Source organism: Betaproteobacteria bacterium (assembly GCA_016709965.1).
Lineage (GTDB): Bacteria > Pseudomonadota > Gammaproteobacteria > Burkholderiales > Rhodocyclaceae > Azonexus > Azonexus amarohabitans.
In genome coordinates, this window is the sequence record JADJLT010000001.1 from 253,909 (window position 1) to 277,859 (window position 23,951).

Genomic DNA, 23,951 nt, shown 5'->3' on the forward strand with positions numbered 1-23,951 from the left:
CATATAAGCCGAAATTGATATTTCGTTAGCTTATTCCATCTCACGGATCCGCGCCACCGCCTCTTCAACCCGCTTGACTGCGATAACTTCCATGCCGGCAATGGCCTGCTTGGGTCGGTTTGCCTCCGGAATCAGGGCGCGCGTAAATCCGAGCTTTGCCGCCTCCTTCAGGCGCTCCTGCCCACGCGGTGCCGGGCGAATTTCACCCGCCAATCCAACCTCACCAAATACTATAAGTTTCGAAGGCAATGGCTTGTTTTTTAATGATGATGTGATCGACAAAAGGACTGCCAAGTCAGCGGCAGGTTCGTTAATCTTGACCCCGCCGACGGCGTTGACAAAGACGTCCTGGTCAAAGCAGACAATGCCGGCATGGCGATGCAAAACCGCCAGCAGCATGGCCAGACGCTGCGGGTCGAGGCCAACCGTCAGTCGTCGCGGGTTGCCGTGCGAGGTATCGACCAGCGCCTGAATCTCAACCAGCAGCGGCCGCGTGCCTTCCTGCGTCACCATGACACACGAGCCGGCCACATCCTGGCCGTGCTGTGACAAAAAGAGCGCGGAAGGGTTATTGACCCCCTTCAACCCCTTGTCAGTCATCGCAAAGACGCCGAGTTCATTGACCGCACCAAAACGGTTTTTGACGGCACGCACCAACCGGAAGCTGGAATGCGTATCGCCTTCGAAGTAAAGCACCGTATCAACGATATGTTCGAGCACGCGCGGCCCGGCCAGCGCGCCCTCTTTCGTCACGTGACCAACGAGAATGACCGTGATACCGGCTTGCTTGGCCAGCCGGGTCAATTGTGCCGCGCACTCGCGCACTTGCGCGACCGAACCCGGGGCGCTGGAAAGTTGATCTGACCACAGGGTCTGGATCGAGTCGATGACTGCCACCACCGGCTTTTCTGCCTGCAGCGTAGCAAGAATGCGCTCCAGATTGATTTCGGCCATCAATTGCAGCTTGCGGGTATCAAGGCCGAGGCGACGGGCACGCAGGGCCACCTGTTCGCCGGACTCCTCGCCACTGACGTATAGCACCTTGCTGTCGACTGAAAGATGAGCCAGCGCCTGCAACAACAAGGTGCTCTTGCCGATACCGGGATCGCCGCCAATCAGCACGACGGCGCCATTGACCAGCCCGCCGCCGAGCGCCCGGTCGAATTCACCAATGCCGGTAGCGATCCGCTCGACTTCGCGCGCCTCGATCTCGGAAAGGTTCTGCAATTTGGCAGCGGGCGCCAGCGACTCGAAGCGGCTGTTGGTCGGCGCCTTCTCAGCTACCGTTTCGACCAGCGTGTTCCAGTCATTGCAACCGGGACACTGACCTTGCCATTTCGGGCTGGTCGCGCCGCATTCGGTGCAGCTATAAATTGTTTTGATTTTTGCCATTATTTCCGGTTGACCGTAGGACTGGCCTTGGATTCTGTAGTCGCCACCGTGTCGACCACGCTGACCGGAACGCGTGGCGCCAACGCACAGAAAAGTTCGTAGGCGATGGTACCCGCAGCTGTCGCGACCTCGTCGGCCGGCACGATACCGCCGACACCCTCGCCCCATAAGGTAACGGGTGCGCCAATGCCGGCTTCCGGAATATCCGTGAGATCGCAGGCCATCATGTCCATCGACACTCGACCAACCGTCGTCGTCCGCTTGCCCATTACGGCAATCGGCGTACCGCTTGGCGCATGGCGCGGATAACCGTCGGCATAGCCACAGGCAACGACCCCGATGCGCATCGGCTTATGGGCGGTAAATGTGCCCCCGTAACCGACACGATCGCCAGGGGCGACATCCTGCACGCCGATAATGGCAGTTTCCAGCGTCATGGCTGGCTGTAGACCGAGCGACTCAGCAGTAACTTCGGCGAACGGGCTGGCGCCATAGAGCATGATGCCCGGGCGGACCCAGTCGCCATGCGTTTGTGGATGGCGCAGGATAGCTGCCGAATTGGCCAGACAGACCGGGCCGCGCCAGTCGCTGGTCATCCGGCGAAAATTGTCGAGTTGCTCGGTGACACCGCGTTCGCCGTCGGCTTCGGCGAAATGGGTCATCAGCGTGACGACAAGCTGCGGCATTTTCTCGAGAACTTCTCGGGCCTTGGGCAAGCTTGCAGCAGTAAAACCCAGCCTGTTCATGCCGGTATTGAGTTTCAGATACATTGATACCGGCACGCCGGCCGGCAAGTTTTGCACGATCAACTCAAGCTGTTCGGGACAATGAACCACGCTGGTCAACTGATGCTCGGCAACCGCCCGTACGTCGCGCGCGCTGAACACGCCTTCAAGCAGCAGTATGGGCTGTTTGACGCCGGCTTCGCGCAGCGCAACGGCGTTTTCGCACTCGAGCAAGGCAAACCCATCGGCCTCGGCGCGCAGCGCTTCGACGGCCCGCCACTGACCATGGCCGTAAGCATTGGCCTTGACTACGGCCCAGGCCTTGGCCTGCGGTGCTTGCCGTTTGGCTAGCCGGTAATTGTGAAGGATCGCAGCCGGCGCAATGCGCGCACGGATGGGACGCGAGGTTTTCATAAAGCGATTTCTTTCAGTTTCTTCTTGGCAAATTCAATAAAGGTCGCTGCCAGACGGGACTGGAAGCGATCCTGCGGAAAAACAAAATACAGGCTGCGCGTCAAAGGCGGATTGAGCGGGATGGCGATCAGCTCGCCCAGCTGAACTTCCTTCTCAACCACGGCACGCGACACGATGGCAAAGCCGAGGCCGGTAGAGACGACGCCCTTCAAGGCCTCCGGGCTACCCAGCTCCATCTGCATTTTCAGGCTTTCCGGCGCGATCTTGTGGCTGCGGAAATAGAAATCGGTAATTTCACGTGTGCCCGAACCTGGTTCGCGGGAAATGAATTCGTATTCAGCCAGCACTTTGGGCCTGACCGACTTCAGGTTGGCCAAGGGATAGTCCGGCGCACAGATCGCCCTGAGTTCATCCTCGCAGCAAATCTGGCTGGTCAACCCGTTCAGTTTTGCTGGCGACTCGATCAGGCCAACATCGAGCGTATGTTCGGCCACCCGACTTTCGATGCTTTCCGAGTTGGCAACAATCAAGCGCGCCCGAACCTGCGGGTAAAGCGCGTTGAATTCGCCCAGCACGCGCGGCAACATGAATTCGGCGATGGTCGTACTGCCCCCGACAAGCAGCGGGCCGCGCATTTCGCCGGTCATTTCGGAAAGCCGCGTCTCCATTTCGTCGGAGAGCGCCAGGATGCGCTTGGCGTAGGAGAGCACCAGCTCCCCGGCCGGCGTCAGCGAAATGCTTCCATGCCGACGCTCGAACAGCCGCGTGCCGTACTGCTCCTCCAGCTGTTTGATCTGGAAGGTAACGGCCGGCTGCGTCATGAACAAGGCATCGGCAGCCCGCGTAAAGCTCAAATGTTTGGCAACGGCATGAAAGACCTGCAAGCGCCGGTCAGCCATGATTTTTCTCCTGGGGGTGTGCGGTCAATATTCAATCACATTCCATCGTTCTTACGATGGGCAACTTCAAATTTGGGCAAAATTTCCGGTTGACCACGGGGGCTTCTGGCAGAGCTCCGGCCCTCGATATTGATTGACTGTCATCAAGATTTAACCGGCGCTACCTAGGCTCCAATGATTTAGCTGGAGATTGCGCAACGATGCACAACGGCGATGATCGCGCAAGGCTTGCGCCGAATCCTCAGCGTGGTATAAACCTCGCCCAAAGTCATATAAGAGACAAATATTTCGTGCCGTTCGGCTTCTTCATCATCATGGCTGCGCAGTTCTTCTCCGCGCTGGCCGACAACGCCCTGCTGATAGCTGCCATCGCCGCCCTGCGCGAGATGCATGCACCTTCAGAATATGAACCGCTACTCAAGACTTTCTTCACCGTTTCTTATGTGGTGCTGGCCGCCTTTGTAGGCGCTTTCGCTGACTCGATGCCCAAGGGCCGGGTCATGCTCATCAGCAACACCATAAAAATTGTCGGTTGCAGCATGATGTTCTTCGGTGCTCATCCTCTTGTCGCCTATGCCGTGGTCGGTCTCGGCGCGGCCGCCTACTCGCCGGCCAAATATGGCATCCTGACCGAATACCTGCCGCACCGGTTGCTCGTCGTCGCCAACGGCTGGATCGAAGGCCTGACGGTCGCCGCCATCATCCTGGGCGTTGTCATCGGTGGCACACTGATTCGCCCGGAAATTGCCCAGCAACTGCTTGCTTTCGATTTTCCGCTGATTGATACCGGGGTCGACACCATCGGTGAAATGGCCCTTAGCGTCGTCGCGGTACTCTATATTGTGGCGGCGGCTTTCAACCTTTATATTCCCAATACCGGCGTCGATCACAAGGCGCTGAAAAAAAATCCGATCTATCTGATCCACGAGTTCAACCATTGCCTGTCGCTGCTCTGGCGCGACCGGCTTGGTCAGATATCCCTGGCGGTTACCACCCTGTTCTGGGGCGCTGGCGCCACCCTTCAATTCATCGTGATCAAATGGTCGGAGTCGGCGCTGGGCCTTGGCCTGTCCAAAGCGTCAATGCTGCAGGGTGTGGTCGCTGTCGGCGTCGCTATCGGCGCCATCGCTGCCGCCAAATTCATCACGCTGCGCAAATCAGTCCGCGTCATTCCGCTGGGTATTGCCATGGGCCTGATCGTGCTGGTCATGAATTTCGTGACCAGTGTCTGGATTGCGGTGCCGCTGCTAATCCTCATCGGTGGACTGTCCGGCTTCTTTGTCGTCCCGATGAACGCCCTGCTCCAGCACCGCGGTCATATCCTGATGGGTGCCGGCCATTCGATCGCCGTGCAGAACTTCAATGAAAACATCTCTATTCTGATCATGACTGGGCTGTATTACCTGATGGTCAAGATGGATCTGTCGGTCTACTGGGTAGTAACCCTGTTCGGACTATTCGTCAGCGGACTGATGTACGTCATCCGTCTGCGCCACCTGGCCAACCAAAAAGCACAGGACGACGTCCAGCATCTCGACGACTCCGGGCACCATTGAACAGTTGCCGGGCTGTATCTCTTTCACAGAACGGGAACGGGAATCCTTCGAAGCACTTGTTTGCCCAGCTCCGGGAAGCAGTTGCCTGCCCTTACCTGCCGGTGGGAAAAATGGAAACGGCCCTTCCCCGAATTCTTGCGAATATCAAACACTGGAAATTTGCTTTAATAAACTTCAGACCTTATTGGCCTTTGGCACAAAACCGAACCTGATTGCCTCCGGCATGCTTGGCTTGATACATAGCCACATCGGCCCGTCGCAAAATGACGCCCTGGGTCACTTCCTGATGGTTGATTAAAGCGATTCCAATACTTGCTGTGCAGCGATACTCAACAGACATATCCACATTACCGACGTGAGCGATGTCGAGGATGTAAGGTTCGGACAGTGCTGCACGCAATTTTTCGGCAATGTACTCCGCTTGCGTGATGGATTCCGCCTCGTCGACATCGAGCTGGCCGAGCATCACGACAAACTCGTCTCCGCCAAAGCGGGCCACGGTATCCATCTCTCGCACACCGCATTTAAGGCGCTCCGCAACTTGGACCAACAGCAAATCGCCCACGTCGTGTCCATACGCGTCATTGAGCGGTTTAAAGCTGTCCAGATCAAGGAACATCAAAGCGCCAAAACATGCACTACGCGAACTCGCCGCCATGGCTTGGCGCAAGCGATCGCTGAACAACCTGCGATTAGGGAGTCGCGTCAGGGGGTCATGGAACGCCATTTGATGCACCTGTTCCTGAAGCCGCTTTCGCTCGGTAACGTCGCGTGAAACCACAACCACACGTATCACTTGCCCTTCCTTGTTCTTGATTACACTACCCCGTGATTCCATTTCACGGATGCTGCCATCGGCTAACACGAAGCGATAATCAATTTGGCGCCCCTCGCCGGATCGCACCGTTTCCATGAACACTTGCTTGACTCGTTCCCGGTCATCCGGGTGCACTTCGGCAAATGAATTCGTACCCTGCAATTCGCTCAGGCTACCGAAAAACTGTTGATAGGAAGGGCTGCTATAGAGGCGTCGGCCCTCCGGATCAAGGACTGCAATGAAATCAGAAAGATTCTCGGCGATTAGATGGAAGAATGCCTCCTGCTCCCGCAAAGCATCTTCCAGCCGCTTGCTCTCCGAGATGTCCCCAAAGGTCGTGCGATACACTCGCTCATTGCCGGCCCCGGGTTCGCGGACTGTGTTTAGACGAGCCCAGAATGGCGTTCCACTTTTAGTCACCATGCGGAGATCACAAGAATGCAGCCCCTCCGTTGAAACGAGTTGTTGGCTGTAGCGGTAAAACGTATCCTGTTCTTCGTTGGCAATAAAACGGCGAATTGGCTGTTTGAGCAAAGAATCCCGAACCACACCCAACAACTTGGCGGCGGTCACGTTGGCTTGCAGGATTATCCCTTGGTCGTCGAGGGTGCAGTAACCAATTGGCGCCAAATCGTAGAGATCACGGTAAAGAATTCGGGAAGCCTCCAGTTCAGTCTGAACCCGTCGTAGTTCTTCATTCTGTAACTCAAGCTCTATCTGGCGAACTGTCAACTCGTGCAACAGTTTTTGCGGTTCGACATCTACAGGCAGGGGAACTGGCAGATTTTGGTGGGCAACACTCTCTTCTGCCTTGAGACGCAATTCATTCAGGCTCCGTGCATCAGCACTCTGACTCATCAATGCCTCGAATCTTTCGTTTCGCGATGTCCGAGCAAGGCTGGCGAATAGCTGACCATTAGTTGATTGCCCCGCCCAAATGACGGCTCGCTCTTCAAACCAGCAGGCCACCACAATATCTGCATATTCGTTTCGCATGCTTCATAACTACACAGCCTCTCGAATTTGGACGATCCTAATGGCAACCCCGTTACCTTTGCCCTTCGTTTCTTATAGCTGGCTCCTCGCTTTATCCTTTTTCATGAGCCCCCTTATTGCGATAGTCATCTGCTTGAAAAAGCCCCTGTAGGCGGGGCGTCTAGCGAGTATCAGCGTCAATTATTCAGGCGGACTTTTTTGAAGTCATATTCGCCTGATTTACCACCCGCGACGTTATATCGGTCATTGCCTTGCGGTTGGCTTCTGTGACCGCGGCAAACTGCTGCCCAATACCTTTGAATGCATCAAATCCCTTGAGCCAGCCAGCGTGGTTGCTCAAGCCATTCCCTGGTGACGCGAGGTAGGTGGTTATCAGCTTGGTGATCTCTTGTTGCGCTTCGGTGGCGATTTCCTGCACGCTCTGAAAATATGCTGTCACGCTCTCGCTCACGGCAAGAGGAACTGCATTTTTTGCCTTGGATGACGGCATGGCACCCTTCAATTCCAGCATTGAGGTAGCGGATGCGGCACTTTCTTCGAGCGAACTACGTGTAGCGCTTAAGTTCAGTGCAGTCAATTTCTCCATACTGGAAATTGCAATTTCCGAAAATGCCATGAAGGCATCGGTGTTTGCTTTGATCGCGTGGACCATATCAGAGCTTGTATTCAGCATATATTTCCCTTTTTTGGCAGAATCAGAAGAATCTCGGCAGGACAGGCATTTGGCCAAAACCAGAATGCGCAGCAATCTACTTGCTTCAAGTCTATGACCTGGCATCTACGTGGTCTGTACGATAGCGCACACAGGGTTGAAAAATAAAATGTCGAGCCGGAGTCCGCGCTCTTGCAGCCTGCCCCCAAATCTATCCAATCCCTAATCCTTTCAAAGCCACGCCATTATTTGACTGTGCAGCGCCCCCCCGTCTGACTGCAGCCCATTGGTGTCACTTCCAGCGAATGAATCAACTGTACGGTAGCGCACATCAATGCAAATCAAGATGGCGTACCTTTCTATTGCCGATACACGGATGACAGATTGACAACCTGCCACCCAAATTTATATCCAATAAAGTGGGCCAGGTTTTCATGCCCACAGAACATAACTGGAGTAACAATGGAAGCCCAATTACATTCCATGGCCAATCTGTTTGCCCAACTTGGTTTGTCGGCAGAACCTGCCGATATCGACAATTTCATCACCGCACGGCGTCCTCTGGGCAACGGCATTACGCTCTATTGCGCGCCATTCTGGACGGATGCACAGAAGGCCTTCCTCAAGGAAGAGATTATGTGGGACGCCGACTGGGTGGGCGTTGTTGACGAACTAAACGCGCGTTTTTCCGAACATCATTGATTCGCCAGTCTGATCTGACTTCAGCCCGACATTGAACAACCCGATACCAAAAGAGAGGTACTTTCGTGAACATCAACTTGGGACTTACACCGCTGATATCGCTCATAGCCGGGATTCTGATTCTGGTCATGCCCCGCTTGCTGAACTATATCGTTGCCATTTATTTGATTGCCATCGGGCTGATAGGGCTCTTCGGCGCCGGGAATCTTCATCTTCGATGAATCCAATGGCGGAAGCCTCCAGGCTGCTGGCAAGTACGCCGGGACACCATTTTGTTTTGGCGGGCATGCTGCCTGGATGCCCCCAATCCGCCAAAACGTCTGCCGAAGGCGTCCTTATTCCCCAAGTGCGCGAAATATCAGTATGTGCGCATCAAGGAAAGGTCCAATTTCAGCATTTCAATTTTGGTCATTTTTTCCGGTTGACCGCAGCATCTCGCCTTGTTCAGGCGAGGCAGTGTTATAGGGCAGTTTTACCAGAATTTCGATTCGCTGGCCTCTCGGCCAGACGATTTCGGCTGATGCGGCCCAACTCGGTCGCATCAGCATCAAGCATGCTTGCCAACAAGGTTCAATGCGTTGTGCCGTAATAGGCGTGGATGCTCTTTTCCCAAGTAGTATCGGCCATATTGGGCCAGTTGTCGGCGTCGAAGCCCGGGGCACTCTTCAGACGTTCTTCATCGGTGTCCATGACAAATCGCTGATTTTCTGTATCAACTGTCAAGGCGTTCCAAGGTACGGCAAAAAGCTTCTCACCAAGGCTGAGGAAACCGCCGAAGGACAGCACGGCGTAACAAACTTTGCCACTTTGAATGTCCAGCATGAGTTCCTTGATGCTGCCCAGCTTTTCGCTTTTCAGGTTATACACGTCGTCAGCTGCGAGCGTACTGGCGCTGAGCAACCTTGATGCAAGCTGGCTGGTAGTGGTTATTTTGGTATTGATCGTTTCGTTCATTTGTTACTCCTGAGTTTATCTGGGGACTGACTGAGAGGGAAAGCTGAGGGCGTTTCCCGTCATTTCCGAAAACGTTTCGAACGCTTATTTACCCTTGACGGCATCCTTGACGTCTTCTTTCAGGTCGCCGTAGGCCGCCTGCGCTTTGCCGCCCGACTTTTGAATCTTTCCTTTCAATTCCAGATCGTCGTTGCCGACGAGGTTACCTGCGACTTCCTTGACTTTGCCTTTGGCTTCTTCAACACGACCCTTGGCTTGATCCTTGTTCATGGTTAACTCCTGAAATTGAAATTGATGGGGCAGTCGCCGATATTGCGATCCGGCACCTGTGAAGGAGAGAATAGGCAAGACGGCGTTGGCAATCGGTGCGCTGGCACCCATAGCAAACGGGATCAAGCGGCAACATGGCAAGGCGCATACGAAAGACAGCCTGGAGCGGTCCATTCCAAGGCGTATTGAAGATGACGATGCGCACCGAGATGTGCTTCGCAACCAAGGCGGTAGCGGTGTCGGCCGACAGAACGACGGGAATGGCCATCGGCACTGCTTCGCGGGTTATTGCAATTTCAGTCGACCAGCTCGGGCATCCTTGGCGCCGTGGCGCCAAGAACAATCTTATGGTGCCCGCAAAGCTGGATGCCTCACAGCCTTTTCTGCCGCGCTCGGCGCTTTATCGCAGGCCAAAAAATGACAAGACGGCGAGCACGACAACGACCAGTCCGACGATGTAAATAATGTTGTTCATTTGAAATTCCTTTCGCGTAGAGCGGCGAGCGATTCGTGTGTTAAAGGTGATTTAGTGCCCGTCGGAATTCACCTTACGCCGCACAGCCGTCAAGCTCTGTACGCCAGCACGCACAAAACTGTCCGAAAAATCGCCCGTTCATGGCTATTCACCGCGAGCAATTCGCACAATTTCCCCGGCAATTTCTTCGGGTGACAAAATCAAGTCGATGCAGCCACTGGCAATCGCGCTTTCCGGCATATCGGGCTGCTTTGCGGTACTCAGTTTTTGAGCAATCGTAATGCCGCCAATCTCCTTGATGCCGCACAGTGCGTCGGCGCCGTCACCGTCATAGCCGGAGACAATGACTGCAATCAGCTTGCCGTCCCAGTGTGCAGTCAGCGAGCGCAGAAAGACGGTAATCACATCAGGCCAGCCACGGGGCTTTGAAATGGGCTTGAGGTGGAACTCATCGCCATCGACGTGCAAATCCCGATTGGCCGGAATAATGAAAACGTGGTTTGGCTCGATCAACAGCTTTTCGGTGATCAGGTCGACCGGCATGGTGGTGAAGCGCGGCAGCACTTCATGGAGTTGCGTCGGCACGACGGTAATGTGATTGACGATAACAATAGCCACGCCCATGTCGCAAGGCAGGTTCTGCAATAGCCGGATAAAGGCGTCAAGCCCCCCGGCTGAACCACCGACGCAGACGATCGGAAACTTTTTCAGCACACTCTCCGATTCGACGTTGATGGCTTTTTCATTCGGCATCTTCGCCTCGATTTGGCCAGAACCATGAAAAATATTGAAACATGACCAGTTCCCAGCTGAAACTTCCAAAGCCTGGAAGGTCTATGGTCAAGACTGCCTGGTCAGTACAAATATTATTGATCTGATGGTCATAGGCAACCTTGGAGTCGGCACCTTTGAGGGTTCTGTAGGCTTCGGCAACATCCTTGAATTTGCGTTCACCATCACGATCCTTGGTGACATCCGGATGAAAGCGCTTGGCCAGGGAACGAAAAGCCGATTTGATCTCCGCACAAGAAGCGCATCGATCAATCTGCAAGGTTACATAGTGGTTCTGGCGTCTCATTGAATTCTCCTTCGATTTGGCGTACCGCTTTGCTGGATGTCGCCTGTCGTGGATAGGTTCAGCTGTCGCCATTACCTCAAGCTGACTCGGCAGCGACTGTTCGTCTGTTCGCTACCCCGCATAGCCATTAAATCAGCCAAGTTTCTCGATTTTCGCCAAGCTGTACTTGAATAATGATTGGCCAGTCAAGACCGGATTCTTGCTCTCGTACAACTTGCCCAATCGCCATAGCGCGCTCTGGCCTGCACCAAATCGGCGCCACCAGGGACCAGGACAATGTGAAAGTTTCAGCTATCCGCAGGCGAGAACTGTTGGCTGGCGCACAGAGGCGGGCTGGACAGCGGCGTATTTTTCAGGCTTCGCGAACGCACATGCCAACACTGGAGAACCATAGCCATGCCCAAGTCACAAGAAGGTCAGCACATTCCGGCAGTCACTTTTCCGATTCGAGTCAATGGCGAATGGGAGAAAGTCAGTACCGATGCCTTGTTCAAAGACAAGACAGTGGTGCTTTTTGCGCTGCCTGGCGCCTTCACGCCTACCTGTTCCAGCATGCACCTGCCTCGCTACAACGAGCTGGCCGAAACGCTAAAGGCAAATGGCGTCGACAGTGTGATCTGTCTGGCAGTCAATGATCCTTTCGTGATGGAAAGCTGGAAGGAAACCCAAAAAGCGGAAAGCATCTATTTCCTGCCCGATGGCAATGGCGAATTCAGTACCGGCATGGGCATGCTGGTCGACAAGTCGGATATCGGCCTGGGCAAGCGGAGCTGGCGCTATTCGATGCTGGTGAAGAATGGACTGATCGAAAAGATGTTCATCGAAGCAGAAGTGCCAGGTGATCCTTTCAAGGTTTCCGATGCCGACACCATGCTCGACTACATCAATCCCAAAGCAGTGCCGCCCCCCCGAATCACCTTCATCAGCAAACCCGGATGCCCGCATTGCGCCCGCGCCCGAGAGATGCTGAACAAAAGGGGCGATCGCTTCGAGGAAATAGAAATGGGTAGCAACGGCATCAGCTACAGCACACTGCAAGCAGTCAGCGGCAAGGGAACGACGCCACAGGTCTTCATCGACGGCCAGCACATCGGCGGGGCTGACGAACTGGCTGCCTGGCTGGCGAAGTCCAAATGACGCCGATCAATGTCGATGTCGCCATTATCGGCTCCGGGACAGCCGGCATGGGCGCCTACCTGAGCGCCAGAGCCCATACCGATTCGATCTTGCTCATCGAAGGCGGCAACTACGGAACGACTTGCGCCCGTGTCGGCTGCATGCCGAGCAAACTGTTGATTGCAGCAGCCGAAGTTGCGCACCAGGCGCGCCATGCTGATCGATTTGGGATATATGCCAGGGAGCTGGTGGTCGACGGCCCGGCAGTGATGGCGCGGGTGCAGCGCGAACGTGATCGCTTTGTAGGATTCGTTCTGGCCACCGTCGATGCCATGCCGGGCGGTGTCCGGTGGACGGCAAACGTCTGTTTTCAGGATGCCAATACTCTAGTGACGCCCAAGGGCCAGTTGATTCACGCCCGGCGCATTGTCATCGCCGCGGGCAGCAAACCTGTCTTGCCGCCATTGCTGCAAGAACTGGATGCCCACCTGCTGACCAGCGAGAACATTTTTGAATTGCCGACCCTGCCGAAAAGCCTGGCAGTTTTCGGGACCGGGCCGCTCGGCATTGAATTGGGACAGGCAATGAGCCGCCTCGGCGTCGAAGTCATGATGTTCGGCGTCGGCGGCGGCATTGCGGGGATTCACGACCCTGAGATGCGCGACTACGCGAACAAAATTTTGAATCTTGAGTTTTATCTCAATGCGGAGGCGAACGTTGATTCTGTCAGCGAAGCCGAAGGCGGGGTCGTAGTCCATTACCGGCAAAAGGACGACACTCGGATCACAAAGGAGTTCGACTATGTGCTGGCGGCGACCGGTCGGGCGCCGGACCTTGCCGGACTTGGCCTGGCAAATACCGGACTGCAACTGGATAAACGTGGCGTGCCACTATTTGACCGCTACACGCTGCAATGTGGCGACAGCACGATCTTTATTGCCGGCGATGCCAGCAATGAGATTCCCCTGCTGCATGAAGCCGCTGACCAAGGGCGCATTGCCGGCGACAATGCCGGGCGCTATCCCAATGTCCAACCGGGGCTGCGCCGTACGCCGCTGGCTATTGTCTTCTGCGACCCACAAGTCGCTTCGGCCGGCGCCTCCTTGAAAACCTTGAGTCAGCACTTCCAGGGACGCTTCGCGGTAGGCTACGCCTCCTTCGAAGACCAAGGACGCAGCCGGGTCATGCTGCGCAACAAGGGGATGCTGAAAGTCTATGCCGAAGTCAGCAGCGGCTTGTTACTAGGCGCCGAAATGTTCGGCCCTGGTGCCGAGCACATCGGCCATCTGCTGGCATGGGCAGTGCAAAAACGCATGACGGTGGATGAAATGCTGGAAATGCCCTTCTATCACCCAGTCATCGAAGAAGGATTGCGTACCGCATTGCGCGACGTGAAGCATCAATTGCATGCCGGTCCGGCAGTCGTCGATCAAGGCATGGATTGTGGGCCGGGTTGCTGAATGGTGTTGTTGTCCGTCTGGTGCTTGATCCAGTTTTGGTCAGGTGTTACCCACTGCCACCGACGAGCATTCTGCAGGGATTGGAAGGTGCGCTTCGGGTATCGTTTTGACGGGATGCGCGTTGCTGGACCTTCTGACATCCTAAACACATCGCTTGTTGATTACTCTGCAGTCACCCGCCAAATCATATTTCCAACGTCGTTAGCGACCAGCAGGGCACTGCGCTTGTCGAGCCCCACGCCGACCGGCCGTCCATGGGCGCGGCCTTGCTCGTCGCGAAATCCGGTCAACACATCAACCGGCAGATTGCCATCTGGCATCCCGTTTGCGAACAAAACGAAGGTCACTTTGTAGCCGCTATGCGGCTGGCGGTTCCGAGAGCCGTGCTGGCCGACGAACATGCCGTTGGCGAAGCGGGATGGCAAGGACGTGCCGGCAGATGAGGCCTATCCAAGTTCACACCGTACTAACAGTATCCTTTAATTCACCGACTGTTGCCTTGATGATCTCCCGTGCCACTGCCGTTTCATGCTCCGTTTTAGCCTGCACTAGCAGAACAACTTGATCACTGGCAATGGCGTCCCGGACCAAGTCAGAAAGCCAGCCGTCCTTGTGATCAACACCATTGCTGGCCCCGGCCGTAGCACCGACAAAGGCGCCCAGGCTGGCACCCCAGCCCAGCATGACCAGCGGTGCCCACTGCCGTACCGATCGCGCCGTCGACCAGCACGTTGGTCAGCACTTCATTGTTCTCGCCTTTGAGTTCGACAATGGCCGGACCCGATTCTGCGTCGAAAATCTGTAACTCGGCACGCGGCAGTCCGCGCGCGACGAGGCTGGAAAGTGCGCCTTCTGCCTCGGCGCGGTTGGCAAAAAAGCCGGATACGTGATGGCAATATTCGTTCATGGTTGTTCTCCTGTTGGGGATCCGCAGGTTACGGACGACAGCCTAGCCCCGCAACTGAGCGATTGGATATGTCTGGATTACCCAATGACGGCGAACCAGACAAGGCGCTATATCATGCCTACTGGCCGATGCTGCAGTTGAGTGTTCAGCGGATTTCATGGCGTCGATTCTCTGAACGGGAACGGCTAAGCTTGCGGGCCTGCGGCCTGAGATACAGCGACATCAAAGGCGTTACCGAAATCCCGTGCAGAATGATGGAAGCGGCGACTGCAGACAGCTTGATATTGATCGCCTGATCAGCCAACTGGCCGGACAGTCCATGGTTCAAGACAAACATCAATCAATAGACATGGGCAAACTGAGTTTTCTGGGCATTGTTGGTAGCCTGCGCAAAGTTGCCTACAACCATCTTGCCCTGAAAGCTACGCAGCGGTTACTGCCGGACTTTCGGAGGGATTACCTCAATGATTTACCTTATCGGATGCAGCGTCTTAATTCAAATCCGAGGGATTCGCGCGGGACGATTCATCATTTCAATAGGCGGCACAATGTTCCGCCTCATGACACCTTTTCCCGCGGTCAACCGGAAAAATCCGCCAAAATCGAAATATTCAAAATCAGTTTCAGCCTGCCACCCGGCCGGTCAGAACGGCAATTCAGGGGTTGTCTGCTCGCCGAGCAGGCGCCGGGCGAAGAGCAGATCTTCCCAGGCCTTGGCCTTGTCCGGCAGATTGCGCAGCAAATAGGCCGGGTGATAGGTGACCACCACCGGAATCCCGGCGTATTCGAAACGCTGGCCGCGCATGGCGCCCAGTGTCTTGTCGTCATGCAGGACGGCATGAACTGCCGCCTTGCCGAGCAGCACAATGATTTTGGGTTTAAGCAGCGCTATCTGTCGTTCGAGATAAGACCAGCAAGCTGCCATTTCGGCAGACTCCGGTGTCCGATTGCCGGGTGGCCGGCACTTCACCGCATTGGCAATGTAGACCCGGTTGCCGCGGGCGATGTCGAGTGATGCCAGCATGTTGTCGAGCAACTTGCCGGCCTGGCCCACAAACGGCTCGCCCTGGACATCCTCGTCGGCACCCGGCCCTTCGCCAATAAACAGCCAGTCCGGATTCAAATCCCCCACGCCAAGCACGGCCTGCTTGCGTTGCTGGCAAAGCGGGCAGAGACGACATTCGGCGACCTGCTTGCTCAATGTCGGCCAATCCATTCCGCTGATCGCAGTCGGTGATACCGGCACTCGCGGCGCCTCGGCAATCGGTTGCGCTGCAGGCATTTGCGGCACGTCTGGGTCGGCGCTGGAGATTGAACGTTCCGGCGCCTCCTCGGAAGCGGCTGTCACTACGGTTTGCCCCGGTTCGCGTAATACCCAGATTGGCGAAATGCCCATTTCAATCAGCATCTGCTCGCGACTCAGGGTCATGCCAGTTCCTTGTCAAAAATCAGCGCATCCTCGCGCCCGACCACCGCCGGATAATAGCCTTTGCGAAGTCCGATCTGGCGAAATCCGAAGTGACGGTATAGCTCGACTGCCCGCTCGTTGGACGGCCGGACTTCAAGAAACAACCGGCTAGCGCCGCCCAGTCGGGCGCACTCCATGGCATGGCGCAGCATCCGCGCGCCGTAGCCCTGACCTTGGTAACGCTTGCAGATGCCGATGGTCAGCAGGTGAGCCTCATCAATGACCGACATGACCACCGAAAACCCGATCAGATCGCCACCCATCCTAAGCACCCAGACGCTATAACCGGCGGTCAGCGAATCCGCAAAATTGATGCGTGACCAAGGGAACACCTGCAAAGTCGCTTCGAGCGCCGCCACGGCATCAAGATCGTGCTCGTTCATCGGGAAGAATTCGGCGGCGATCGTCAGGCCACTCATGCTCGCCCACCCTCGCTGAGCCGCTCGGCAACGGTCTTCGCCACCTTGTCACGGATGTACAGAGGCGCCGCCAGCGCAGCATCGATGCCTTCGCCCCGCATCGCTCGCGGCGCTGCCAACCGTACTAAGGCAGCAGCCGTCGGTAAAACGCCGGCCTGTACGGCAATACCGACAGCATTCAAGCGCGCAGCCAGCACCGGATAAGCGGTCATCGCATTGCCGCAGGCCAGCCAATCCGGCTCACCCGGCAAGACCACGGCATCCGGCGACGCGACGCGAATATCGCCCTGCAGCACATAAACGCCATCGATCAAGCGATAGCTGCCGGCATAGATCTCGCCCATCCGCGCATCCAGCAGCGCAAGAACGCGCTCGGCACCTGCCAGAGAAGCGATGGTTTCAAGACTGGTCACCGGTATCAGCGGTAGACCGGCAGCCACCGCCAACCCCTGCGCGCCACCGCAAGCCACGCGCAAGCCGGTGAAGGCGCCGGGACCGACGCCAAAGGCAATCGCATCCAGTTGGCTGACCTTCAATCCGGCTTCGGCCAGCAATTCACGCACCAGCGGCAACAGGGTTTCAGAGTGCGAACGTCCCGTCGGACAGGTGCGCTCAAGCACCTCCCCATCACGCCAAAGCGCACAGGAGCCTAGTTCGGTAGATGTTTCCAGAGCAAGTATCTGCATGGGCCGGCATTTTACCGGAGCACGCTCCCGGCCGGGGTTCAATCTCAGCGCCAGTTGCGTCCGCCACGCCTTTCGCGTTGCTCGGGCCAGCCGCGCTGCTCGCGGATTTGCTGGCGCAATTCGCGCCGTTCATCCGGTGGCACATCCCGCCAGCGTGGCGAGCCTTCCTGCTGGCGGATTTCACGCTCCTGCTGCCAGTGCTCACGCATTTCCTGGCGTATCTGTCGCCGCTCATCCGGCGGCAAATCGCGCCAGTAGCCCTGCTGCGCCCACACGCCCCCGGCTGAGCCAAGCAGGCTCAGCAACAATACGGAAAGGGCAATGCGACGTTTCATGATGGCAAGCTTGGACTTGAGTTCAGGTGCAATCATTGTCCATCGACTGGCGCTGTGCAAGTATCAGGAAATGTAAGAATATGTTTCCCGGCCGCCTGCCGACAATCCTTGTTACCATTTGCGGCATCCAACCCCCTGTCCGCCTATATCCTTGCCAGCATGAACGAACAACACTCACACATCCTTGTCGTCGATGACGATGCCCGTCTGCGTGACCTGCTGACCCGCTATCTGGGTGAACAGGGTTTCGAGGTCAAGGCAGCCGCCGATGGCCAGCAAATGGACAAGCTGCGCGCCCGCGAACACTATCACCTGATCGTGCTCGACCTGATGATGCCGGGCGAAGATGGCCTGACCATCTGCCGCCGCCTGCGCGGCCAGGGCGACCTGACGCCGATCATCATGCTGACCGCCAAGGGCGATGAAATTGACCGCATCGTCGGCCTCGAAATGGGCGCCGATGATTACCTGCCGAAACCGTTCAACCCGCGTGAGCTGCTCGCCCGCATTCACGCCGTGCTCCGGCGCCAGGGCAACAAGCCGCCCGGCGCCCCGGAAGATGATCAGGAAACAATACGTTTCGGCAATATCGAAGTCGATCTCGCCGCCCGTACCCTGACCCGGGGCACTGAACTCCAGTCGCTGACCACAGGGGAGTTTGCCGTGCTGAAGGTCATGCTCCAGCACCCACGCCAGCCCCTCTCCCGCGACAAGCTGATGACGCTGGCCCGCGGTCGCGAGCAAGGGCCATTCGACCGCGCCATTGACGTTCAGGTTTCCCGGCTACGCAAGCTGATCGAAGCCGATCCGGCGCAACCGCGCTATCTGCAAACAGTCTGGGGCTTCGGCTACGTCTTCGTGCCGGACGGCGCCGCGCGAGATTAATCCGATGCCGCGCACGCTACTGGCGCGCACTTTCCTGTTGCTCGCCTTGCTGGTGCTGCTGACCACAGCGGCCTGGCTGAGCCTGTTCCGTTACATTGACGCCGAACCACGTGCGCGGGAAAGCGCGCAGTTGGCAGCCTCGGCGGTCAACCTGATTCGCGCCTCGCTGTTTGCCGCAGCACCGGAAAAACGTCTTGGCCTGTTCGCCGAATTTTCCACCCGCGAAGGTATGCGTCTGCTGCCCGCAGAGCCGGAAGACAAGATCGAGCCCATGCCGGACGGGCGTTTCATTCGATTGCTGCAAAGCGAACTCGAAGCCCGGTTGGGCGAGCACACCCGCATTGCCGCCAGCGTTGATGATATTCCCGGTTTCTGGGTCAGCTTCCGTCTGGATGAAGGCGACGATGAAGAATACTGGCTGGTTCTGCCCCGTGAGCGGGCAAAGCGCAGCATTGCCACCCACTGGCTGGCCTGGGGCGCATTGGCCTTTGCGCTGGCGCTGGCGGTCGCCTGGATGATTGCTTCGCGCATCAGTCGGCCGCTCAAGGCCATGGCGATTTCGGCTGAAACCGTCGGTCGAGGCCAGATCCCCCATCCCTTACCCGAAGATGGCGCCGAAGAATTGAGTCGTCTGGCTATCGCCTTCAACACCATGGCGGCCGACCTACAGCGTCATGAAAAGGACCGTTCCGAAGTCCTGGCCGGCATCTCGCACGACCTGCGAACACCGCTGACCCGCCTGCGGCTGGAAGCCGAAATGAGCATCGCCGATGACGGTGCACGCCAGGGCGTGGTAGCCGATATCGAGCAGATGGAGGCCGTGATCTCCCAGTTCATGGACTACGCCCGAACCGAATCCGGTGAAACACCGACGCTGACTGACTTGTCGCACCTCCTCGCGGGCATCGTCGAGCGCCAGGCTTGTGTCGGCCATCCGCTGATCGCTGCCATCGAACAGATGCCGGAGACAATGCTCCGACCCAAGGCAATCAGCCGCGCGGTGACCAATCTGGTCGACAACGCCGTGAAATATGGCGGTGGCGACATCACATTGGCGGCTGCTACGGTCAACGGGAAAATATCGATAGAAATCAAAGATCACGGGCCGGGCGTGCCTGAGGCAGATGTCGAGCGACTCAAGCGCCCATTCACCAGACTGGAGTCGGCGCGAACCAATGCAACCGGTACTGGCCTTGGGCTGGCCATTGTCGAGCGCATCGCCCGCCTGCACGACGGTCAGCTCGATCTGTTGGCGAATGCGGGCGGCGGCCTGATCGCCCGCCTAACGCTGCCAGTCAGCCGCTGAACGCTACACAGGCTTCATCCATGCTGGCGACAACTTGCTGCAGCACGGCGGAAACTTTCTCGCCATTCAAGCGAAGGCGTTGCCAGGCTGTCTGATCGACGGGCAACACCATTTCACCTGCGCTTCGGGCCAATCCCAGTCCGTGAGCGATGGCATCCGAAATATGGATGATATCGGCCAGCGAGTCGGCGGTAGCGCCGGAGGGGGAGTGATGGTCGATGACAGCTGAGTGCAGCGATGATGGAAAGTGCCACAGTTCGGCCAGCAAGCCGCCAACGGCTGAATGGTCAATGCCAAGTACGTCACGCTCGGCCACCACCAGCGAACAATCATGATGCTCACGATAGGCAAGCGCCCTGGTGTACTGTTCGGCAAAGCAACTGGCCAAGGCCAACTCGCCGATATCGTGCAGAACGCCGGCCGTGAAGGCCAATTCCGGATTGCGTTCAGACAGCACGGCCAGCGCCCGAGCGCCAAGACCGGTGCCGATACTGTGGCGGATATATCCATTCGGATCAAACCCCGGACACTGATCGGCGCGAAAGACACTGTTCACGCTGACCGCCAGCACCATGCTGCGTACAGCCCGAAATCCGACCAGAACGACCGCATCGTTGATCGTCGCGACGCGGCACTGCAAGCCATAGAACGATGAGTTCGCAATACGCAGCAGGCACGCCGTCAGCGCCTGATCCTTGGCGATTTGCCGCGAAAGCTGCCCAACATCCATATCATCCTGATTGAATGAAGCAAGCAGGTCGCAAACAATGCTTGGCAGCGCAGGTAGACACTTCAGCCGGGCAACGATTGCGTCCTTTGGCAGAAAATTCATGCGCAGCGTTCCAGCTGAAACTCAAGAATGGCTTTATGGAGCGCCTGTGTGGCCTCACCCTCGCCGGCCTTGCGGAACAACCGGGCCAGTTGTTGTTCGATTTCTGCCTGGCGGGCCGCCAAAACAACAGGATCGAGCATCTCTTCTCGTTCGATGACCAACTGGAGCACATTCCGCCGTTGCAGGCTTTGCAGGATGCTGTCTGTCAATAGCGCTGCTGCAGGCAAAAGCACGCGCCCGCTATCATCCATCACGGCCATGGCCAGCCGCATGCCGGGCTGGGCGTCCTTGATGGCGACGGTATCGTGGACGATCATTTCCCGACTTCCTCCAATAACAGCAGGCGCCCATTGGCCGAACCATCGAGTGCAATCTGCCGCCAACGACAGATGTAAGTCGCATCATCAAGGGTAACCGGGAGTTTATTGTCACAAACCGTTGCTTCAGGCAAAACGGCCTCCAGGGAGGCCCCCGGAACCGCGCCACGGGCCGAAAATTTCTGCAAGGCCACATCATTGGCCAATGCGATCAGACCGTCATCATCTATGCCAAACACCGGCCACGGCATCTCGGTCAGGACCTGCTGCAGGAGCAAATATCCTTGTCGCTCCTGAGCCAGCAAAATCTTGTTCTCTTTCGCCAGACGTATACGTTCTTCTTCAACCCGGACGAGCTCTCGCTCCGCTATCTCGACTTCATGCGACAAGCGGCTGTACTCATCCGAAATATATCGCCGGGAAAGCGCTTCTTCGACAATCAACTGCAATGCCCCTGCATCAATAGGCAAATGAATGACGCGATGAACCGCACCGGAACTGCTCAAGGCTGCGACCGGTTTGCGAGTCCACTGCTTTTTGTCGGCGAGCAGGATACGCTCGCACTGCGGTTGCGACTGCGCCGCCTGAGCAATCAGCGCGACAGCATCGAAATCCTTGCGTGGCGCACCGCAGACCAGCACATCCACCAGGTTCCCGGAAAACCATTGCAGGGCCCCTTGCAGGTCAGGCGCAGAACAGACCCGGTGCCCTTCACGGACAAGCTTGGAAATGACGCCCTCAAATCCGTCAACGGCGACAAACAATGCCATGGGCTTGCGGGTGCCGGAGCGCAACAGCGTCATAGGCAGACGTTTGTCGTTGCTCAACAAATCGCTCATTCCCGACGCCGCGAGGGGGCGCGAGAAGAAATACCCCTGAATGACGTCGCACTGGTGAGAAATCAGCAGGGCCAGTTGTTCAGGCGTCTCGACCCCTTCGGCGACAACCTTGAGTTTGAGGTGGTGCGCCATGGTGATAACGGCCCGGGTAATCGACGCATCGTCCGAATCAGCCGCAATATCCTGGACGAAGGAGCGATCAACCTTGACGGCATCCAGCGGGAACCGCTTCAGGTACGCCAGACTGGAATACCCAGTGCCGAAATCATCGAGTGAGATGGTGACCCCCATCTGCTTGAGCGCCGTCAAGGTGCGAATCGCCGCATCGGCGTTATGCATCAGCATGCTCTCGGTAATTTCAAGATCGAGGCAAGCCGGCGTCAGGCCGCTATTTTGGAGGGTTGCTGCGACATCGGCGACCAGTGTATCGGACTGCAACTGGCGGGCCGAAAGATTGACTGAAATGCTGGGAATATCGAGCCCGGCGGCCTGCCATTCGACCGCCTGCCGGCAGGCCTCCTCCATCACCCAGCGCCCGACTTGGACGATCAGCCCTGTTTCTTCGAGCAGGGGAATGAACTGGTCGGGTGGCACGATGCCCCGCCGCGGATGCTGCCAGCGAATCAAGGCCTCAGTACCGGTAATCCGTCCGTTGGCACAGCTGGCCTTGGGCTGATAGTGAAGAATGAATTCGTTACGCAGCATGGCATTGCGCAACTCGGTCTCCAGCAAGAGTCGACTGCGAATTTCGTCGTGCATGCCTGCTGAATAAAAATGGTAGCAGTTCCGCCCCTGATCGCGGGCATGGCGCACTGCAATTTCCGCATTGGACACCAGCTCATGAACGTCGCCACCGTCCTGCGGAAAAAAGACGATGCCCAGACTGGCGGTGGCGAAGACATCCTGCCCATCAACCCGTACCGGCATGATCAAAGTATCGATGATGCGACGCGCGACAATGCTCGCCTGCTGATTGTCTGCGACATCCGGCAACAGCACGCCGAAGAGATCGCCACCCAGCCGTCCCAATAGATCGGAGTCGCGCAGCGATCCGGAGAGGCGGCCGGCCACCTGGCGCAGCAACTCGTCGCCCGAGGTATGGCCGAGCGTCTGGTTCAATTCACGGAAGCGGTCGATGTTGATGAGCATCAGGCTCAATGGCAGATTGTTCCGATTCGACAATGACAGCAGACGCTGCACCTGATCGTAGAACATCAGCTGATTGGGCAGCGCCGTCAAGGCATCGAAATGCGCAAAATACGGAACCTTCCATTTATCGGCCAGCAGACTCGTGATATCGCTGGCCACACCACCGATGCTGACAATTGCGCCTTCCTCGTTGCGCACCGGGAAATTCCGGGCGTGCAACCAGCGCAAGCCTTCCCCCGGACGCTGGACGCGGAATTTGATGTCAAGCCCGCCCATTCGCCGTGCATGCATGGTCGCAACGACCCTGGCGCGGTCGTCCTCAAGCACATATTTCAGCCAGTCCTTGCTGTCAGCATAGAGCGCCTCGACGTAGCGCCCCCAAATCTGTTCGTAACCCTTGCTGATATACGTGACGCGCCAGGACTCGACATCAACCAGCCAGTAACATTCGGGAATATTGCTGGCCAATTGGAAAAAGCGGGCCACACCCTCGTCGATTCGATCAACACTTTCGGTACTGACCAGCGCCTGGTGCTCTTCATAAGAGAGCTGGATTCGTGTGCATTCGCGCTCAATAACGGCAAGCAGGCGACTCGGATTGCTCTTGAAGACAAAATCACAGGCGCCGTTTTCAAGCAATCCAAAAGGAAAATCCATCGACCCCCGGTCGACGGTCAAAATCACCGGGATGTGCGGCGCGATTTCCTGCAGCAGGTCGACGGCATCTTCCGGTGAAAACCCGGGCAAAGTGCAGCTCAGCAGAACCACATCCCATGTCTCGTCGCCGAGTGCGTCTTCAAGCGCTACACGCTGCGATATCTGCCGGGAATAGAGGCTATGCCCGCCCCCCTGAAGCGCATCCAGAAGACGCTGTCCGTCGCGGTCGACAGCTTCCAGCAGCAATACGCGCAGGATTGCCGTGCTATCGGAACGGACATCTTGATCCAAAAAAGTCTCCCAGTTGGCCCAGCGGTATGCCCCGCCGAAAGCATCTAAATTATTCGGTTCATTGCCTTAACTGTTATTACCGACATCTGGCGCAAAAACTTTAGGAAGAAACTGGACGCGGGGACAAATTCTCGAAAACCGCCACAGACAAATGGCATACCCGGTGCCACGAATCTATCTTTCATGAAAGGACACAGCGCCATGATTTCTCGTTTTGGCTGTTTTTCCCGGTTGACCGTGGCACGAAGAAAGCCTCTTGAGGTGCAGCAAACACGGCCAAGGCAGAAACTGGCCTTCAAAGCGAGTTATCCAATCAATTTCTCCGAAAACTGACATTAAATGGTGGCATTCGTC

26 protein-coding genes and 1 pseudogene are annotated in these 23,951 nt (G+C 56.9%); 8 read left to right on the forward strand and 19 right to left on the reverse strand.

Annotated elements, in window-relative coordinates; translation table 11 throughout:
* Positions 1-30: 30 nt before the first annotated feature.
* The 3 genes from radA to IPJ12_01330 are packed head-to-tail and all read right to left on the reverse strand — an operon-like array spanning position 31 to position 3,430.
* Positions 31-1,392, reverse strand: coding sequence for a DNA repair protein RadA (gene radA, locus IPJ12_01320; protein ID MBK7645839.1), 1,362 nt, complete (start codon positions 1,390-1,392; stop codon positions 31-33).
* Complete coding sequence (alr, locus tag IPJ12_01325; protein MBK7645840.1) at positions 1,392-2,531, reverse strand: alanine racemase; 1,140 nt, start codon at positions 2,529-2,531, stop codon at positions 1,392-1,394. The genes radA and alr overlap by 1 nt, the downstream gene beginning before the upstream one ends.
* Positions 2,528-3,430, reverse strand: a complete 903-nt coding sequence (locus IPJ12_01330; protein MBK7645841.1) for a LysR family transcriptional regulator — start codon at positions 3,428-3,430, stop codon at positions 2,528-2,530. Before IPJ12_01330 ends, alr begins: the two co-directional genes overlap by 4 nt.
* 290 nt (positions 3,431-3,720) lie before the next feature.
* Between IPJ12_01330 and lplT the strand changes: the two genes are divergently transcribed.
* Positions 3,721-4,986, forward strand: a complete 1,266-nt coding sequence (gene lplT / locus IPJ12_01335) for a lysophospholipid transporter LplT (protein ID MBK7645842.1) — start codon at positions 3,721-3,723, stop codon at positions 4,984-4,986.
* Positions 4,987-5,167: 181 nt separating this feature from the next.
* Here lplT and IPJ12_01340 read toward each other — a convergent pair whose 3' ends face one another.
* Together IPJ12_01340 and IPJ12_01345 are read right to left on the reverse strand one after the other, a co-directional pair.
* Positions 5,168-6,799 carry a sensor domain-containing diguanylate cyclase gene (locus IPJ12_01340; protein ID MBK7645843.1) on the reverse strand — a complete coding sequence of 544 codons (1,632 nt, stop codon included), beginning with the start codon at positions 6,797-6,799 and terminating at the stop codon, positions 5,168-5,170.
* A gap of 184 nt (positions 6,800-6,983) precedes the next feature.
* Entirely contained in the window at positions 6,984-7,547 is a 564-nt protein-coding gene (locus IPJ12_01345; GenBank protein ID MBK7645844.1) for a phasin family protein, read from the reverse strand.
* 366 nt (positions 7,548-7,913) lie between these two features.
* Here IPJ12_01345 and IPJ12_01350 point away from each other — a divergent pair, with 366 nt between their 5' ends.
* Entirely contained in the window at positions 7,914-8,153 is a 240-nt protein-coding gene (locus IPJ12_01350; protein ID MBK7645845.1) for a DUF2789 domain-containing protein, read from the forward strand.
* Between the two features lie 65 nt (positions 8,154-8,218).
* Entirely contained in the window at positions 8,219-8,374 is a 156-nt protein-coding gene (locus IPJ12_01355; GenBank protein MBK7645846.1) for a DUF3096 domain-containing protein, read from the forward strand.
* 349 nt (positions 8,375-8,723) lie between these two features.
* On the opposite strand, the gene IPJ12_01360 is transcribed toward IPJ12_01355, so the two are convergent.
* Positions 8,724-9,107, reverse strand: a complete 384-nt coding sequence (locus IPJ12_01360) for a PRC-barrel domain-containing protein (GenBank protein ID MBK7645847.1) — start codon at positions 9,105-9,107, stop codon at positions 8,724-8,726.
* A gap of 84 nt (positions 9,108-9,191) precedes the next feature.
* Entirely contained in the window at positions 9,192-9,377 is a 186-nt protein-coding gene (locus tag IPJ12_01365; GenBank protein MBK7645848.1) for a CsbD family protein, read from the reverse strand.
* Between the two features lie 191 nt (positions 9,378-9,568).
* Here IPJ12_01365 and IPJ12_01370 point away from each other — a divergent pair, with 191 nt between their 5' ends.
* The gene (locus IPJ12_01370) at positions 9,569-9,838 is read left to right on the forward strand and encodes a hypothetical protein (protein MBK7645849.1); all 270 of its coding nucleotides are present in this window, start codon (positions 9,569-9,571) and stop codon (positions 9,836-9,838) included.
* Between the two features lie 158 nt (positions 9,839-9,996).
* Here the strand turns inward: IPJ12_01370 and IPJ12_01375 are convergent, their stop codons facing one another.
* Both IPJ12_01375 and IPJ12_01380 read right to left on the reverse strand, forming a co-directional pair.
* Positions 9,997-10,605: a chemotaxis protein CheB gene (locus tag IPJ12_01375; protein ID MBK7645850.1), complete on the reverse strand. Its 609-nt coding sequence runs from the start codon at positions 10,603-10,605 to the stop codon at positions 9,997-9,999.
* On the reverse strand, positions 10,595-10,930 hold the full coding sequence (locus tag IPJ12_01380) for a DnaJ domain-containing protein (protein MBK7645851.1): 336 nt from the start codon (positions 10,928-10,930) through the stop codon (positions 10,595-10,597). The genes IPJ12_01375 and IPJ12_01380 overlap by 11 nt, the downstream gene beginning before the upstream one ends.
* Positions 10,931-11,326: 396 nt before the next feature.
* Here IPJ12_01380 and IPJ12_01385 point away from each other — a divergent pair, with 396 nt between their 5' ends.
* Both IPJ12_01385 and IPJ12_01390 read left to right on the forward strand, forming a co-directional pair.
* Positions 11,327-12,067: a glutathione peroxidase gene (locus IPJ12_01385; GenBank protein MBK7645852.1), complete on the forward strand. Its 741-nt coding sequence runs from the start codon at positions 11,327-11,329 to the stop codon at positions 12,065-12,067.
* The gene (locus IPJ12_01390) at positions 12,064-13,506 is read left to right on the forward strand and encodes a dihydrolipoyl dehydrogenase (GenBank protein MBK7645853.1); all 1,443 of its coding nucleotides are present in this window, start codon (positions 12,064-12,066) and stop codon (positions 13,504-13,506) included. Before IPJ12_01385 ends, IPJ12_01390 begins: the two co-directional genes overlap by 4 nt.
* 161 nt (positions 13,507-13,667) lie before the next feature.
* Here IPJ12_01390 and IPJ12_01395 read toward each other — a convergent pair whose 3' ends face one another.
* From IPJ12_01395 to IPJ12_01425, 7 genes and pseudogenes are all read right to left on the reverse strand, one after another.
* A complete protein-coding gene (locus tag IPJ12_01395; protein ID MBK7645854.1) occupies positions 13,668-13,907 on the reverse strand; it encodes a hypothetical protein in 240 nt (79 codons plus the stop codon).
* 55 nt (positions 13,908-13,962) lie between these two features.
* Positions 13,963-14,413, reverse strand: a pseudogene (locus tag IPJ12_01400) (hypothetical protein).
* A gap of 145 nt (positions 14,414-14,558) precedes the next feature.
* A complete protein-coding gene (locus IPJ12_01405; protein ID MBK7645855.1) occupies positions 14,559-14,741 on the reverse strand; it encodes a hypothetical protein in 183 nt (60 codons plus the stop codon).
* Between the two features lie 315 nt (positions 14,742-15,056).
* Entirely contained in the window at positions 15,057-15,842 is a 786-nt protein-coding gene (locus IPJ12_01410) for a uracil-DNA glycosylase (protein MBK7645856.1), read from the reverse strand.
* Positions 15,839-16,300 carry a ribosomal protein S18-alanine N-acetyltransferase gene (gene rimI / locus IPJ12_01415; protein ID MBK7645857.1) on the reverse strand — a complete coding sequence of 154 codons (462 nt, stop codon included), beginning with the start codon at positions 16,298-16,300 and terminating at the stop codon, positions 15,839-15,841. The genes IPJ12_01410 and rimI overlap by 4 nt, the downstream gene beginning before the upstream one ends.
* The gene (gene tsaB / locus IPJ12_01420) at positions 16,297-16,986 is read right to left on the reverse strand and encodes a tRNA (adenosine(37)-N6)-threonylcarbamoyltransferase complex dimerization subunit type 1 TsaB (GenBank protein ID MBK7645858.1); all 690 of its coding nucleotides are present in this window, start codon (positions 16,984-16,986) and stop codon (positions 16,297-16,299) included. Before tsaB ends, rimI begins: the two co-directional genes overlap by 4 nt.
* Before the next feature lie 44 nt (positions 16,987-17,030).
* Positions 17,031-17,357, reverse strand: coding sequence for a hypothetical protein (locus tag IPJ12_01425; protein MBK7645859.1), 327 nt, complete (start codon positions 17,355-17,357; stop codon positions 17,031-17,033).
* 123 nt (positions 17,358-17,480) lie between these two features.
* Between IPJ12_01425 and ompR the strand changes: the two genes are divergently transcribed.
* A complete protein-coding gene (ompR, locus tag IPJ12_01430; GenBank protein MBK7645860.1) occupies positions 17,481-18,206 on the forward strand; it encodes a two-component system response regulator OmpR in 726 nt (241 codons plus the stop codon).
* A 4-nt stretch (positions 18,207-18,210) separates the two neighbouring features.
* Positions 18,211-19,512: a HAMP domain-containing protein gene (locus tag IPJ12_01435; GenBank protein MBK7645861.1), complete on the forward strand. Its 1,302-nt coding sequence runs from the start codon at positions 18,211-18,213 to the stop codon at positions 19,510-19,512.
* On the opposite strand, the gene IPJ12_01440 is transcribed toward IPJ12_01435, so the two are convergent.
* The 3 genes from IPJ12_01440 to IPJ12_01450 are packed head-to-tail and all read right to left on the reverse strand — an operon-like array spanning position 19,502 to position 23,597.
* Positions 19,502-20,344, reverse strand: coding sequence for an HDOD domain-containing protein (locus IPJ12_01440; protein ID MBK7645862.1), 843 nt, complete (start codon positions 20,342-20,344; stop codon positions 19,502-19,504). The two genes, IPJ12_01435 and IPJ12_01440, sit on opposite strands and share 11 nt — an antisense overlap.
* Positions 20,341-20,661 carry a hypothetical protein gene (locus tag IPJ12_01445; protein MBK7645863.1) on the reverse strand — a complete coding sequence of 107 codons (321 nt, stop codon included), beginning with the start codon at positions 20,659-20,661 and terminating at the stop codon, positions 20,341-20,343. Before IPJ12_01445 ends, IPJ12_01440 begins: the two co-directional genes overlap by 4 nt.
* The gene (locus IPJ12_01450) at positions 20,658-23,597 is read right to left on the reverse strand and encodes an EAL domain-containing protein (GenBank protein ID MBK7645864.1); all 2,940 of its coding nucleotides are present in this window, start codon (positions 23,595-23,597) and stop codon (positions 20,658-20,660) included. The genes IPJ12_01445 and IPJ12_01450 overlap by 4 nt, the downstream gene beginning before the upstream one ends.
* Between the last annotated feature and the right edge of the window lie 354 nt (positions 23,598-23,951).

Coding starts and splice junctions, on each gene's coding strand:
- radA (MBK7645839.1), bottom strand. CDS start 1,392: ATGGCAAAAATCAAAACAATTTATAGCTGCACCGAATGCGGCGCGACC.
- alr (MBK7645840.1), bottom strand. CDS start 2,531: ATGAAAACCTCGCGTCCCATCCGTGCGCGCATTGCGCCGGCTGCGATC.
- IPJ12_01330 (MBK7645841.1), bottom strand. CDS start 3,430: ATGGCTGACCGGCGCTTGCAGGTCTTTCATGCCGTTGCCAAACATTTG.
- IPJ12_01340 (MBK7645843.1), bottom strand. CDS start 6,799: ATGCGAAACGAATATGCAGATATTGTGGTGGCCTGCTGGTTTGAAGAG.
- IPJ12_01350 (MBK7645845.1), top strand. CDS start 7,914: ATGGAAGCCCAATTACATTCCATGGCCAATCTGTTTGCCCAACTTGGT.
- IPJ12_01360 (MBK7645847.1), bottom strand. CDS start 9,107: ATGAACGAAACGATCAATACCAAAATAACCACTACCAGCCAGCTTGCA.
- IPJ12_01365 (MBK7645848.1), bottom strand. CDS start 9,377: ATGAACAAGGATCAAGCCAAGGGTCGTGTTGAAGAAGCCAAAGGCAAA.
- IPJ12_01370 (MBK7645849.1), top strand. CDS start 9,569: ATGACGATGCGCACCGAGATGTGCTTCGCAACCAAGGCGGTAGCGGTG.
- IPJ12_01375 (MBK7645850.1), bottom strand. CDS start 10,605: ATGCCGAATGAAAAAGCCATCAACGTCGAATCGGAGAGTGTGCTGAAA.
- IPJ12_01380 (MBK7645851.1), bottom strand. CDS start 10,930: ATGAGACGCCAGAACCACTATGTAACCTTGCAGATTGATCGATGCGCT.
- IPJ12_01385 (MBK7645852.1), top strand. CDS start 11,327: ATGCCCAAGTCACAAGAAGGTCAGCACATTCCGGCAGTCACTTTTCCG.
- IPJ12_01390 (MBK7645853.1), top strand. CDS start 12,064: ATGACGCCGATCAATGTCGATGTCGCCATTATCGGCTCCGGGACAGCC.
- IPJ12_01395 (MBK7645854.1), bottom strand. CDS start 13,907: ATGTTCGTCGGCCAGCACGGCTCTCGGAACCGCCAGCCGCATAGCGGC.
- IPJ12_01410 (MBK7645856.1), bottom strand. CDS start 15,842: ATGACCCTGAGTCGCGAGCAGATGCTGATTGAAATGGGCATTTCGCCA.
- rimI (MBK7645857.1), bottom strand. CDS start 16,300: ATGAGTGGCCTGACGATCGCCGCCGAATTCTTCCCGATGAACGAGCAC.
- tsaB (MBK7645858.1), bottom strand. CDS start 16,986: ATGCAGATACTTGCTCTGGAAACATCTACCGAACTAGGCTCCTGTGCG.
- IPJ12_01425 (MBK7645859.1), bottom strand. CDS start 17,357: ATGATTGCACCTGAACTCAAGTCCAAGCTTGCCATCATGAAACGTCGC.
- ompR (MBK7645860.1), top strand. CDS start 17,481: ATGAACGAACAACACTCACACATCCTTGTCGTCGATGACGATGCCCGT.
- IPJ12_01435 (MBK7645861.1), top strand. CDS start 18,211: ATGCCGCGCACGCTACTGGCGCGCACTTTCCTGTTGCTCGCCTTGCTG.
- IPJ12_01440 (MBK7645862.1), bottom strand. CDS start 20,344: ATGAATTTTCTGCCAAAGGACGCAATCGTTGCCCGGCTGAAGTGTCTA.
- IPJ12_01445 (MBK7645863.1), bottom strand. CDS start 20,661: ATGATCGTCCACGATACCGTCGCCATCAAGGACGCCCAGCCCGGCATG.